This is a genomic window from Paenisporosarcina quisquiliarum (assembly GCF_043641925.1).
In the GTDB taxonomy this organism is placed as follows: Bacteria; Bacillota; Bacilli; order Bacillales_A; family Planococcaceae; genus Paenisporosarcina; species Paenisporosarcina quisquiliarum_A.
Genome location: NZ_JBHZRU010000003.1, coordinates 117,844 through 131,423, shown reverse-complemented (window position 1 = coordinate 131,423; position 13,580 = coordinate 117,844). Strand labels below are relative to the sequence as shown.

Genomic DNA, 13,580 nt, shown 5'->3' with positions numbered 1-13,580 from the left:
AGGTCACCGCCTTTCTAAGTGTGCAAGATAAGATTCTTTCTGTTCAGCTAGTTGTGGAGGCATTTCTGCGAAAACATGATCAAATACGTCTTCCACGTTTGACGCAGGGTATTTTTCCATTTCTTCAACAGCTAAATCGATTTCATTCGCCGTTTTCTCCTTGACTTCTTCAATCCATTGCTCGTCCCAGTAACCATAATTTTTCATAAATAGTTCTAAACGTGTCATTGGATCAACAATATCTTTCCCTTGTGTTTCAGGACGATATTTAGAAGGGTCATCAGCAGTCGTATGAGCACCTTTTCTCCAAGTCACCGCTTCGATTAATGTTGGACCATGCCCAGCTCTCGCATGATTAAAAGCTTGTTTCGTTTCAAAATACACTGCAAAGCAATCATTGCCATCAATTCGAACACCTGGTATACCATAAGCAACTGCTTTTTGAGCCACCGTTTTAGAATTCATTTGTTTTTCAATTGGAACTGAAATGGCATAGCCGTTGTTTTGATTAAAAAATACGACTGGTACTTTAAAGACACTTGCGAAGTTTATTCCTTCATGGAAATCGCCTTCAGAAGTAGCTCCATCCCCAAAATAAGCAATAGAAGCATTTTGTGTTCCTTTTAATTTCTCAGCCCATGCAGCTCCTGCAGCATGTGGTAGCTGAGTAGCAATCGGAACTGCTGGTGGGAAAATATTACGATCCGGTGGTGCCACACAACCTTCTACACGACCGTTCCAATATAAGAATGTTCTTGTCATACTCTTGCCGAATGTAATGGTCGCACCATGATCACGATAAGTTGGGAAAACCCAATCATCCGGTTGTAGGGCAAGTGCACTCCCCACTTGAGCAGCTTCTTGCCCTTCAAATGGAGCATAAGTGCCAAGACGTCCTTGTCGTTGTAAGTTAATCGCTTTTCTATCAAACGTGCGGACACGTAACATGTGATAATACAATTCTTTCACTAATTTTTCGTCGATTTCATTTTCGAACGTTGAATCTACAAAATGACCATGATCATCTATGATTCTCTTTATTGGATAATTTTCTTCCAATTCATACGCCTCCAATCAAGATAAGTTGCGAATAGACCATTTTGGCTTCGCCGCTGAAGTATAAAAGCTATTTCTGTTTGATCGATCAGCAATTCGTTTATCACACATTTCGTTTGCAGCTTCTTCTGTCGTTTTTCCACTCAATCTTGCTTCTTGGAATACACCTAAAACCGCATCGTAAATATGTTTTGTTTTAGCTAGAACACGTTCGTGGTTAATCCCATATAATTCGTCAGCAACTTGAATAAGTCCTCCAGAATTTACGATATAATCAGGCGCATATAAAATCCCTTTATCGTGTAGCATTCTCCCGTGAACATCATTTAACAATTGGTTATTTGCAGCACCGACAATCGCCTTTACTTTAAATAGAGAGATTGTGTTTTCATTAATAATTCCACCAAATGCACACGGAATGAAAATATCTGCTTCTTGTGAATAAATATCTTCTTTTGAAATAACTGTGACCGTACCAGTAGTGTTTGTCGCTAACTCTTTTATGGCTTGCAAATTTTCAGTACTAATATCTGTAACGAATAAATCAGCGCCAGCTTGAAGTAAACCTGTTGCCACTTTAAAACCAACTTTACCAAGGCCTTGAATCGCATATTTGTGGCCACCTAATTCGTCACTGCCGAAAAGGATCTGATTCGTTGCTTGTAAACTATAAAGGACACCAGCTGCAGTCGGAATAGAAGAGTCGCCGCCACCACCATATACTTCTGGTAGTCCGTTAATAAAGTTTGTTTCTTTTGAAGCATGTATGAAATCTTCCATTGAGGTACCCATATCCGTACCTGTGTAAAAACGACCACCTAATGAGTTAACAAATTGACCGAAAGCACGAAATAGCTCAGGCGTTTTATCTGTCTTTGGATCCCCGATAATGACTGCTTTCCCACCACCAAAATCTACGTCTGCAGCGGCACACTTATAGGTCATCCCTTTTGAAAGTCGTAGAACATCTTCGAGTGCTTCATCCATGCTGTTGTAGGGTTGCATCCGACATCCACCTAATGCAGGACCTAATGTTGTATTGTGAATGGCAATAATTGCTCTTAACCCGGTTGTGGGATCGTTACAAAAAACAACTTGTTCATGTTTGCTCATTTTATCGAAGAGTTCGAATTCTTTAGCCATTGATGTTCTTTCTGCCACTTTCATTTTGAATGCCTCCTTAAAATCAATCAGTAGAAAATTATGCTTTAAATAGATGCTTCTATTAATTTATTTTCGATAGTTTCTTTTGGCAAAATGACCTGCACTACTTCACCCTTACCAATAACCCCTAAATGATTTGTAGCAATTACATTAGTTTTGACTAAGTTATCTCGTAATTCGATTACAGTAGCCTTTAAAGTTACAAAAGTACCTAATGGTGAAGCGGCTATATGTCGTAACTGAACAGAAGCCCCCATCCCTTCTTCATGACTTTCTAAAAAGGGTAAAATAATTTTTCGTGAAACCCATTCCATATGATATGTCATGGCAACAGTGGAATAGACGGGATGAACGACTTCGCCTTCAAAAGAAGCAAACATATCTTCTGTAACAATCACTTCAATACTTTCTTCTTTACCTAATTTAAGTCCCTGTTTCATTCCTAATCCCCTACTAACTTTTAGTATATGAATCTACTAATGAATTTTAGTTGTTCATGAAAACGCTTACAAATAAACTAAAAAATATAATTTTCAAATCTGACTTACTTTCCGAATGCCCATTTAGGCTTTAAAGATGTTGTGAAGAATCCATTGCGTTTAGCCTTATTGACGATTCTCTGCTCACACATTTTATTGGCAGCTTCTACTGTAGAGATTCCGTTTATGGAAGCCATTTTATACACTTCTAGTATGGAATCGTATATATGTTTGGTTTTTGCAAGTACCCGTTCATGATTGATACCATATAGTTCGTCAGCAACTTGTATCAGACCACCAGAGTTGATTATATAATCTGGTGCATAAAGTATTCCTTTTTCTTGAAGGAGTTTTCCATGATGTTCAGTCAAAAGCTGGTTGTTGGCAGAACCTGCAATGGCTTTGACCTTAAATTTTTCAATCGTTTGATCATTAACAATCCCACCAAATGCACATGGAATAAATACATCCGCTTCTTGTGAATAAATTTCCTCACTGGTAACAACTTTCAATGTTCCTGGTGTTGTTAACGCTATTTCTTCCATTCGTTTTATACTTTCCTCACTAATGTCAGTTACGTATAGATGAGCACCTGCTTCTAATAAACCTATCGCTACTTTTGATCCCACTTTACCTAAACCTTGAATGGCGTATGATACTCCACCTAAGTTCTCACTACCAAATAAAGTTTGATTGGTTGCTTTAATTCCATAAAGAACGCCAGCTGCTGTTGGAATTGATGAATCACCGCCACCTCCATATGCTGCAGGTAAACCGACAATACAATTTGTTTCTTTACTTGCATGTATGAAATCTTCCATCGTCGTTCCCATATCTGTTCCAGTGTAAAAACGACCGTTTAATGAATTTACGAATTGACCGAATGCACGGAATAATTCTGGTGATTTGTCAGTCTGTGGATCACCAATAATAACAGCTTTACCACCACCAAAATCAACATCAGTAGCTGCACACTTATAGGTCATCCCTTTAGAAAGCCTAAGTGCATCTTCCATCGCGTCATCAAAACTTTTATACGGATACATGCGACATCCACCTAAAGCAGGTCCATTTGTTGTATTATGAATTGCTATTATTGCTCTTAAGCCAGTTGAAGGATCGTGACATAACACAACTTGTTCATGTTCAGCCATTCTTTCAAAAAGCTCGAAATTTTCAACTATTGGCATTCTCTGTGCTGTTTCCATCAACTGAATCCCCCTCAGGATTTACACATGTTCTAGAAGTTTAGGGTATGCCTATCAATAATCTTTCATGTTTTTATGTATAACGAACACTGCATGACTTCAAGGAAGCATCTGTAGAAAATTATTGTTATTAATATATGAAAAATTTTATTGTATAACACTATTTCAACGTAATATTATCAAATTGTAATATTCTAGTCAATACAATAATCGGAAAACTCTTTATTTTTAGAATTAAAAGAAATCATAAATATCCATAAAAAAACCTCTTAAGCAATCGTTCTTAAGAGGAATGGTAAATGCTATCGGTACCTATGAAATGTAAGAGAGTTAAATTCTTTAAATTTGTCTACACCACCAAGTTGAATTAAATAATTAATCTTTCTTATAAGAAAGACCTCTTAAATCATTCGAAGTCTGTTCAATTTGGTTAAGTGCTTCATTCATCATGCTTTCAAACAACTCTTCTACTGAAGGTATGTGGTTGATCAATCCAGCAATTTGACCACTGTTAATAAAACCATTTTCTAAATCACCCTCAATAGCTCCCTTAACATGATTTACTTCAGAAGTTAGTTCTCGATATTGTTCTGGAGTTAGTCCTGCCTGTTCCAGCTCTTCTAACTTATTTGAATAAGGAGTTTTCAGTATTCGCCTTATTTGACCAAAACTTCTACCTATAATAGTTGTCTCCGTATCACTTGAATTCACTAAACTATTTTTGTATTGATCATGAAATGGTGCATCTTGTGTAGCAATTAATCGTGTTCCTATTTGAATACCAGATGCACCAAGCATTAGGGCTGCGGCCAACCCTTTTCCATCTCCAATACCGCCAGCTGCAATTACTGGAACTTTTACACTTTTCACGATTTGCGGAATGAGTGTGAAAGTAGTTAACTCAAGATTCGAGTTGATACCAGCCGCTTCAAAACCTTCAGCAACTAGAATATCTGCACCAGCCGCTTCCGCTTTTTGCGCATGCTTCACAGATGCGACGAGCACAATGACTTTTACGTCATGTTCATGTAATTTCGCAATATATGGAACTGGATTTCCTGCAGATAACGATACAATAGGGATCTTATGTTTAATAATTAATTGAATAAGTTCATCCGTATACGGCGACACATTTATTGCTATATTTAATGCGAAATTCCGTGATGTGCGTTTCTTTGTCTGAATAATAATTTCTTCAACTTGTGTAGGAGTCATCGTTCCACAACCGATTGTACCTAACCCTCCCGCTTCAGAAACAGCAGAAGTTAGTTGTGCATTACTTATATTCCCCATTCCACCTTGGAATATTGGAATATCTATTTGAAGCATATCGCAAACGTATTTCATTAATTATCCACCTCTACTCAAATATGTTATAGTAAAATGAATAGAAAGACAATTATGTAAATTCAAATTTACTTGGGGGTATACGATGATTATTCCATTCAAAGGGAAGACACCTAGATTAGATGCAACGGTTTTTATGGCACCAGGATCCAAAATCATTGGCGATGTTCAAGTAGGGAAAGAATCGACCATTTGGTTTAACACGGTATTGCGTGGAGACGAAGGATTAATTTCAATCGGAGAAAGGTGCAGCATACAAGATAATTCAACGATCCACTTATATGAAGACGCACCTGTACTCGTAGAAGATGAAGTTACAGTTGGTCATAACGTGATTTTGCATGGCTGTAAAGTGGGGAAACGTTCGATTATCGGAATGGGCTCAACGATTCTAGATCATGCTGAAATCGGAGAAGAATGTATTATTGGAGCTAACACATTAATTCCTCCTGGAAAGAAGATTCCGCCTCGCTCTTTAGTTGTTGGATCTCCAGGTAAGGTCGTTCGAGAATTAAATGATAAGGATTTTGAAATCATTCAGCTTTCAATCGATACGTATGTTCAAAAAGGATATGACTATCGTGAAATTTTAACTGAACTAGAAAACAATAAATAGCAGTACAGTTTAACAATGATGTTCTATTAAGCAATCAGCTAGATATTTAGAATTAAAGACATATAGCCTCACAAAAATAAACAGGAAGAGAAAACAAGTCGTATTCTCTTCCTGTTTTTTCATTTAATTTTTACTCTTGAATCTAGACAGCGAAAGAAAATCTTGTTTCTGTCAGACATCGTCTTGAAAATGCGTTGATTCTTATGAAAATAAAAAGGAGACTGACCAACGTCATTTTCATGACATTTAGGACAGCCCCGTTTATTTATTCATTGATTAAAGGATGATTGTCAGCATCGTACGCTTTGTCTTTCCAACTCATATCATTATCTTCTTCAAATACCTTTTCGAAAAATTGACTGGCAGATTGAGCTAGCAATTTGTAATATTGTTCAAATAAAAGTGCAGCATGATGTCCATTCCATACTTTAGGAAGAAGTTCACGCGGTAATCCAGGATCAGTAAATAGGAATTTTCGATATTCATGAACAAGCTTCGTCCGCTCAACGAAACACTCCGCATCCGTTAATTGTCCTTGAGCGATCATACTCTGGTGCACGATATATTGTTCGCTATAGGTAGAAATGAACTCTTGATACTTCGCCTCAATCTCTTGAAGTGGCCAGCTTTTCTCAACAAGCGATTTATCTTCTTGTGGACCTTTATAGTCCGATACAAAAAAGTCGACATACGGTTGAACTTCATACTTTTCAATCAGCACATTTACTTCTTTTTCAAGATTGTTCGGCGAAATCCAGCAACTATTTGAAAAACTACCAAAACCGCTCCACAAAAGCTCTTTTCGAAGTTCGTCGCGGATTTGTCTCTTATCCTCTGGAATAGAATACATAAGCATTCGCCACTTTTTGTCCCATTCATTCGGCATCAATTTAAAAATCCGAACTGCAGCTTCTTCCATACGGTCTAAACCACGGGGAGTTAAAAAATAGTAACTTTTATTGCCCTTCTTTTCTGAATCAATCCAACCTTGCTTCATCATACGAGAAACAGATACTCGAACTGATTGTTCATTATGACCAAATTCTTTCAATAAACGGATTAAGCTTCCAATCCAAATTTTATTTCCATAGTGTCTTATATAGTCACCGTAAATGGTGAAAATCATGGATTGTGTATTTGCCACTTGTATTCACTCTTTCTAATTTTCGCATTTAATCTTATAACATAACATTCTCCAACTAATAGTATATCGTTATATTGAAAAAATGAAACTTAATTTCCTGTAAAAACGGGTTTTCTCTTTTCGCTAAAAGCTAACAGAGCTTCCGTTCGATCGGTTGTAGGTATTGTTAGTTCATATGCTTTTGATTCGATAGCTAAGCCTGTTTGTAAGTCTGTATTCATTCCTTGTGAAATAGCATACTTCGCTTGCTTTAATGCCACAGGACCATTTCTCATCATGTTATTCGCTAAGACTTCACAGCTAGAAAGAAGATGATCTTTCTCGACTACTTTTAATACAACGCCAAGTTCTAAACCTTCTTCAGCTGTAAACTTTCTTGCAGTAAAAATCAATTCCTTCGCTTTCATTTCACCAATTAGACGAGGTAAACGTTGAGTTCCACCAGCACCAGGAATGATTGCCCAACTTGTTTCTGTTAAGCCCATAAGAACACCTTTAGCAGCAATTGTGAAATCACAAGCAATCATTAATTCGAAACCCCCACCAAATGAATACCCATTAACGGCAGCAATTGTAGGTTGAGGTAAGCTTGCAATACTTGAAAAGGTATCTCGAATTGCTTTTACATTTCTAAGAACTTCTGACTCTGAGAGCGTTCGCCTTTCTTTTAAATCAGCACCCGCACTAAACGCTTTATCTCCTGCTCATGTGAAAATAACTGCACGGACTTCTGAATCTAGTGATATGGAGTCTGTCACAGCTTTAAGCTCTTGAAGCGTGTCATAATTAAAGCAATTCATCGATTCTTCCCGATTAATTGTCACATAGCCGATATTGTTTTGGTTCGAATATAATACATTTGCCATTTCTGATCTCCTATACAAACATATTTTTCAAATGAAATTATTGATTCAGGCTGCAGACTATATGATACTTGCATAGCAATGCAAACAAATCCATAATCTCGAATTTTTTCAGCCGTGAAAATTTTTTCTTGTCATTTGTCTAGCAGAAGTTACTACTCTTCAACATTCTCTACAATAGCAGCAATGCCTTGTCCAACTCCGATACACATCGTTGCAAGTCCATATTGAACTTTTTGTTTTTTCATTTCATATAGAAGTGTCGTTAATATTCTCGCTCCACTTGCTCCAAGTGGGTGTCCAAAAGCAATTGCGCCTCCATTTACATTGACAATTTTCTCATCTAATCCTAATTGTCGAATACAAGCAATTGATTGAGATGCAAAAGCCTCGTTTAGTTCAACTAATCCAATATCTTCAATACTTAACTGAGTTCGTTCTAACAATTTAATTGTCGCAAAAATAGGACCTAGCCCCATTACTTCTGGTTCTAACCCTGCAGTTGCCCCGGCTACATATTTAGCAAGGGGTTTTATATTCAATTCTTTTGCTTTATCCGCACTCATAATAAGCAGCGCAGAAGCGCCGTCGTTTACGCCCGATGCATTACCAGCTGTTACACTGCCCCCTTGGAAAATTGGTTTTAGTTTATTTAATTTATCGATTGTAGTATCTGGGCGTGGATGTTCATCTTGATCCACGGTAATTGTGTTCCCTTTTCGATCAGTATAAATAACAGGAACTATTTCATCAGCGAATCGATTCTCGTCTATCGCTTGTTTAGCTCTTTGTTGACTTTGAAAAGCGAATAAATCTTGGTCTTCTCTAGATATGTTACTTCTCTGCGCAACCGTCTCAGCCGTTTGTGGCATTGAATCTGCCCCAAACATTTCTTTTAGTTTCGGATTCGTAAAACGCCATCCGATTGTCGTATCTTGTAAATCCATATTGCCTCGAGGAAATGCTTGATCTGGTTTAGCCATGACAAGTGGAGCTCGAGTCATACTTTCAGTTCCTCCTGCAATAAAAATATCACCATCACCTACTGCAATAGCACGAGCCGCATACATAACAGCATCGAGTCCTGAACCACATAGCCGATTGATTGTCGTACCTGCTACTTCAACCGGTAAACCTGCAAGCAAACCGGACATACGGGCGACATTCCGATTATCTTCCCCCGCTTGATTTGCATTACCGAACACAACCTCTTCTATTTCATTTACATTTAAGCTTGAGTTTCGCTCAATTAACGCCTTAATTACGACTGCACCCAAGTCATCTGGACGTACATCTTTTAATGATCCGTTATATCTACCAATTGGTGTTCTTACTGCATCTACTATGACGACTTCTCTCATTTTGTAATCAACTCTTCTTCTATTGTATAGTCGTATACGCCTTTACCACTTTTTCGTCCAAGCCTTCCTGCTTTAACGTATTGCTCAAGCAATGGAGCTGGTCGGTATTTTTCTCCAAGTTTTTCGTGTAAATACTTGAGATTATTTAAGCGCGTATCTAGTCCTACTAAATCTCCTAATTCAAAAGGTCCCATTGGATAATTCAGACCTAATTTAATTGCTTTATCTATTTCCTCAGGCGTTCCTAGTCCCTCTTGAAGCATATAGAAAGCTTCATTTCCAACAAGTGCACTGATTCGACTTGTGACAAAGCCAGGGAATTCATTGATCACAACGGTTTCTTTCCCCATTTTAGAAGCTACTTCTTTAATGAGATCAACTGTCTCATTACTTGTTTCTAAACCTCTGACAATTTCTACGAGAGGCATTTTATGTACAGGATTAAAAAAGTGCATCGCAATTGTTTTATCTGGTCGTTTTGCATACGAGGCAATTTCAGTCGGGCTCATCGTTGACGTATTGGTTGCAAAGAAACATTCTGAGGTAGCATGTTCTTCAATGACTTCAAAGACTTCTTTTTTAATTGAAGCGATTTCAGGAACAGCTTCAATGATTAGATCTGCGGTTTTGGCAGCTACTATTAAATTGGTTTCAAATTGTAATTTCCTTTGAGCTAATTCAACTTGTTCAGCCGTAATTTTCCCGCGATCAAGCCCTTTATGAAATATGCTATTCAATTCCATTTCCGCATTTTTTAATGCCGTCTCATTTGTATCAACTAAAGTTACTTCATATCCGCCAACTGCGGCTACGTAAGCAATTCCTCTACCCATAACACCCGAACCAACAACTACTAAACGATGGATCATACCTACTTCCTCCTTTTAAGTGAAAGAATACGGACAGGGTAATTACTCCCTGTCCGTAAGTTCACTTCATTTTTAAAGACCGAATGGATTCAACGGACGACTTCCGTAATAAGATAAAACACTCTTCGTTTCCGTATAAAGGTCTAGTGTTTCGATACAAAGCTCACGACCAAAACCTGATTGCTTATACCCTCCAAATGGCGTTCCAGGGAAAGCAGAGAATGGGCAGTTAACCATAACGATTCCTGCTTGAATTTGATTTGCAACACGAGTTGCTCGTGCACCATCTTTTGACCAAACAGCTGAACCTAATCCGAAATCAGTGTCATTCGCTAATCGAATCGCTTCTTTTTCATCTTTAAATTTAGACACAACGACAACAGGTCCAAAGATTTCGTCTCGAACAACCTTCATATCTTGAGTAACATTCGAGATAATCGTTGGCTCATACCAGAATCCATTTTCATATCCTTCTGGTTTAGCCACCTTACCTCCAGCAAGAATGTCAGCACCATCTTCTTTTGCAGATTGTACATAACCTTCTATTGTGTCAAGTTGACTTTGATCAATAATTGCACCCATATGAGTGGTTTTATCAAAAGGATTTCCGAGTTGTAATTTTTTCGTTTTCTCAACAAACTTGTTCATAAATTCTTCGTAAATATCTTCATGAACATATAAACGAGATCGTGCCTCACAGGATTGACCTGAATTATAGAAAATGCCGAATAACGAACCATCTACTGCAGCGTCAATGTCTGCATCTTCAAATACAATACTTGGAGACTTCCCACCAAGCTCTAATGTCACTCGTTTTAATGTCTGAGAAGCTTTCCCCATAATATCTTTACCGATAGGTGTAGAACCGGTGAAAGCTACTTTATCGACTTGTGGGTGTTCTACTAAGAAGTTTCCAACATCCGATCCTGAACCTGGTAGGACATTAACCACACCAGCAGGGACACCAGCTTCAAGGCAAATTTCACCTAAAATAATTGCTGTTAAAGGAGTAAGTGAAGCGGGTTTAACAATAACAGTACATCCTACAGCAATTGCGGGTGCAATTTTCCAAGCAGCCATCATAAGTGGATAATTCCAAGGAATGATTTGTGCACAAACGCCTACAGGCTCTTTTTCAGTATAATTATGGAATTGACCTGGAACGTTATTTACTGTTCCACGATGACCGACAATAGCACCAGCATAAAATTCGAAATCTTCAATGGCTTGCGTCACTTGACCTTGAGCTGCATGTAGAGATTTACCTGTATCAAGAATCTCTAATTCTACTAATTCATTAAAACGATTACGCATAATAGCAGCGATTTTATTCAGAACCTGAGCACGTTTTCCTACCGGGAACAGTTTCCACTTTCCTTTATCAAATGCATTACGGGCAGCTTCGAATGCTTTTTCTGCATCTTCCTTCGAAGCTTTAGCAACTTCAGCAATTAGTTCACCATTTGCAGGATTATATGTCTTTAATACTTCACCAGTGCTACTTTTAACTTTTTCACCGTTTATAATCATATGATAAAATTCACGTTTCATCGATTCTTGTTCAGTTTCATTTTCACGAATGGTTGTCATAAAATTTACTCCCCCTATTTTCCTGAAAATACAGGTTTTCTTTTTTCCATAAATGCTTGAATTCCTTCACGATGATCCATTGTAAGACCCGCAACTCTTTGACCTTGGGCTTCTAATTCCAAATAGTCTTCAAACGAAAGGTTCGACACTGCTTTTAACGATTTCTTGATTAAGCCAATAGCTTTGGTTGGCAGTGCAGCTAGTCTAGTTGCATAAGCTGTGACGTCATCTGGCCATGTTTCTTCAGATATAAGTAAGTTTGCTAAACCCATTTCAACTGCAGCGGAAGCTGGTACTTTTTCTCCAAAAACCGAAAGCTCGAGTGCTTTTGAATGTCCAACAAGCTGTGTTAAATATAAAAGGTTTCCCGAATCCGGTATAAGGCCAACATGTATAAATGCATTTAAAAAACTAGCGCGCTCAGAAACAATTCTAAAATCACACGCAAGAGCTAAGCTGAATCCTGCTCCTGCCGCTACTCCATTTACAGCTGCGACTATTGGTTTTTCACATTTACTTATTTGCTTGAGCATAGGACCATAATGATCTCTTAACACTTGCCCATGATCCATTTGTTCGTCTACTTCAGACAAATCTTGTCCTGAACAAAACGCTCGTCCTTCTCCAGTAATTACAATACAACGAACTTGTTCGTCAAAACTGGCAGACTTAATCGCTTCTTTCACTTCATGATTCATCTTCGCCACGAAAGCATTTAATTTGTCAGGTCTATTTAAATAAAGCCATGCAATGTTATCTTTAACGACATATCTAATCGTTTCAAACATAGAACACTCTCCTTAATAGCCACGATAATCTGGTTTGCGTTTTTCAATAAAGGCGTTCATGCCTTCTTTTTGATCTTGTGTCGCAAACAATAAATAGAAGTTTTTACGTTCATACTGCATACCTTCATATAACGAAGAATCTACCGCTTTATTGACAGAGTCTTTTATGAGACGAACAGACAACGGCGGTTGTTTAGAAAGTCGTTCTGCAAATTTCATTGTTTCTTCCATTAATAATTCAGGTGCAACGATTCGAGTGGTAATGCCATGTGCAAGTGCAACTTCTGCTGAAATTCTTTCCCCTGACCAAAGCCACTGTAAAGCTTTTGTACGGCCAACTAGTTTCGTCAACCGTTGTGTACCACCTGCTCCAGGCATGACGCCAAGTCCTACTTCAGGAAAAGAAAATTCTGTATCGGTCGAAGAAATAAGTAAATCGCAACAAAGAGCTAACTCAAATCCACCACCAAATACAAAGCCTTTAACTGCACCAATAATTGGCTTTTTCACTTGGGCTATTCGATCCCAATCCGTAAATTGATTGAGTAATTCAAGAGAAATTGGATTGGCATCTGTCATTTCATCAATATCTGCACCTGCAGAAAATGCTCGACCTTTACCAGTTAGAACAATTACACGAACTGCATCATTACGATCAAAGTCTTCCATCGCCAGCAAGATTTCACGTATCATTTTTGTATTCAAAGAATTCAACTGACGTGGGCGATTAAGTTCGATTAGAGCTGTACTTCCCATTAAGGTAGTTTCGATGAATTCAAAGTCTGACATTATGCATCTTCACCAATCATTAATGTCACTAAATTTGATGCGAAACTCATTAAATCTTTACCAGAAGCTTTACCTTCTGCTGATCTCATTCCATTGTTTAAAGCTTCCATGTCATCATAAATCATTTCACACATTAGGTAGTATTTTGCTTCTCCACCCATTGGTGAACCTGTAAATTTCGTTACTTTCATTTCGCGAAGACCTGGAATTTTTTCTGTCAAAGGTCCGTGAACATTAAAGTAATGATTGTCGAACTCCTCTTTGTTTTCTGGGTGCTTATATAACGCGATTAATTTAGCCATTTGT

13 protein-coding genes and 1 pseudogene are annotated in these 13,580 nt (G+C 37.9%); 1 reads left to right on the top strand and 13 read right to left on the bottom strand.

Annotated features, from left to right (window positions below):
* Nucleotides 1-3 precede the first annotated feature (3 nt).
* From pdhA to ACHUE4_RS03590, 5 genes are all read right to left on the bottom strand, one after another.
* Nucleotides 4-1,059, bottom strand: a complete 1,056-nt coding sequence (gene pdhA, locus ACHUE4_RS03610; RefSeq protein WP_394187999.1) for a pyruvate dehydrogenase (acetyl-transferring) E1 component subunit alpha — start codon at nucleotides 1,057-1,059, stop codon at nucleotides 4-6.
* A 15-nt stretch (nucleotides 1,060-1,074) separates the two neighbouring features.
* Nucleotides 1,075-2,223: a Leu/Phe/Val dehydrogenase gene (locus ACHUE4_RS03605; RefSeq protein WP_394187998.1), complete on the bottom strand. Its 1,149-nt coding sequence runs from the start codon at nucleotides 2,221-2,223 to the stop codon at nucleotides 1,075-1,077.
* A gap of 41 nt (nucleotides 2,224-2,264) precedes the next feature.
* Nucleotides 2,265-2,660, bottom strand: a complete 396-nt coding sequence (locus tag ACHUE4_RS03600; RefSeq protein WP_394187997.1) for a thioesterase family protein — start codon at nucleotides 2,658-2,660, stop codon at nucleotides 2,265-2,267.
* Nucleotides 2,661-2,764: 104 nt separating this feature from the next.
* Nucleotides 2,765-3,907 carry a Glu/Leu/Phe/Val dehydrogenase dimerization domain-containing protein gene (locus tag ACHUE4_RS03595; protein ID WP_394187996.1) on the bottom strand — a complete coding sequence of 381 codons (1,143 nt, stop codon included), beginning with the start codon at nucleotides 3,905-3,907 and terminating at the stop codon, nucleotides 2,765-2,767.
* Nucleotides 3,908-4,282: 375 nt separating this feature from the next.
* Entirely contained in the window at nucleotides 4,283-5,254 is a 972-nt protein-coding gene (locus tag ACHUE4_RS03590; protein ID WP_394187994.1) for an NAD(P)H-dependent flavin oxidoreductase, read from the bottom strand.
* Between the two features lie 85 nt (nucleotides 5,255-5,339).
* On the opposite strand from ACHUE4_RS03590, the gene ACHUE4_RS03585 reads away from it, so the two are divergent.
* Nucleotides 5,340-5,870 carry a gamma carbonic anhydrase family protein gene (locus tag ACHUE4_RS03585; RefSeq protein WP_394187992.1) on the top strand — a complete coding sequence of 177 codons (531 nt, stop codon included), beginning with the start codon at nucleotides 5,340-5,342 and terminating at the stop codon, nucleotides 5,868-5,870.
* Nucleotides 5,871-6,135: 265 nt separating this feature from the next.
* Here ACHUE4_RS03585 and paaX read toward each other — a convergent pair whose 3' ends face one another.
* The 8 genes and pseudogenes from paaX to ACHUE4_RS03545 all read right to left on the bottom strand — a co-directional run bounded on the left by paaX (nucleotide 6,136) and on the right by ACHUE4_RS03545 (nucleotide 13,576).
* Nucleotides 6,136-6,996, bottom strand: a complete 861-nt coding sequence (gene paaX / locus ACHUE4_RS03580; protein ID WP_394188101.1) for a phenylacetic acid degradation operon negative regulatory protein PaaX — start codon at nucleotides 6,994-6,996, stop codon at nucleotides 6,136-6,138.
* Nucleotides 6,997-7,103: 107 nt separating this feature from the next.
* A pseudogene (locus ACHUE4_RS03575) lies at nucleotides 7,104-7,880 on the bottom strand (enoyl-CoA hydratase-related protein).
* A gap of 152 nt (nucleotides 7,881-8,032) precedes the next feature.
* Nucleotides 8,033-9,238, bottom strand: coding sequence for an acetyl-CoA C-acyltransferase (locus ACHUE4_RS03570; protein WP_394187991.1), 1,206 nt, complete (start codon nucleotides 9,236-9,238; stop codon nucleotides 8,033-8,035).
* Nucleotides 9,235-10,107: a 3-hydroxyacyl-CoA dehydrogenase gene (locus ACHUE4_RS03565; RefSeq protein ID WP_394187990.1), complete on the bottom strand. Its 873-nt coding sequence runs from the start codon at nucleotides 10,105-10,107 to the stop codon at nucleotides 9,235-9,237. The genes ACHUE4_RS03570 and ACHUE4_RS03565 overlap by 4 nt, the downstream gene beginning before the upstream one ends.
* A 72-nt stretch (nucleotides 10,108-10,179) precedes the next feature.
* Nucleotides 10,180-11,697 carry an aldehyde dehydrogenase family protein gene (locus ACHUE4_RS03560; RefSeq protein WP_394187989.1) on the bottom strand — a complete coding sequence of 506 codons (1,518 nt, stop codon included), beginning with the start codon at nucleotides 11,695-11,697 and terminating at the stop codon, nucleotides 10,180-10,182.
* Between the two features lie 14 nt (nucleotides 11,698-11,711).
* A complete protein-coding gene (locus tag ACHUE4_RS03555; protein ID WP_394187987.1) occupies nucleotides 11,712-12,485 on the bottom strand; it encodes an enoyl-CoA hydratase-related protein in 774 nt (257 codons plus the stop codon).
* Nucleotides 12,486-12,497: 12 nt separating this feature from the next.
* Complete coding sequence (locus ACHUE4_RS03550) at nucleotides 12,498-13,274, bottom strand: enoyl-CoA hydratase/isomerase family protein (protein ID WP_394187985.1); 777 nt, start codon at nucleotides 13,272-13,274, stop codon at nucleotides 12,498-12,500.
* Nucleotides 13,274-13,576, bottom strand: a complete 303-nt coding sequence (locus ACHUE4_RS03545; RefSeq protein WP_394187984.1) for an EthD family reductase — start codon at nucleotides 13,574-13,576, stop codon at nucleotides 13,274-13,276. The genes ACHUE4_RS03550 and ACHUE4_RS03545 overlap by 1 nt, the downstream gene beginning before the upstream one ends.
* Nucleotides 13,577-13,580: the final 4 nt, after the last annotated feature.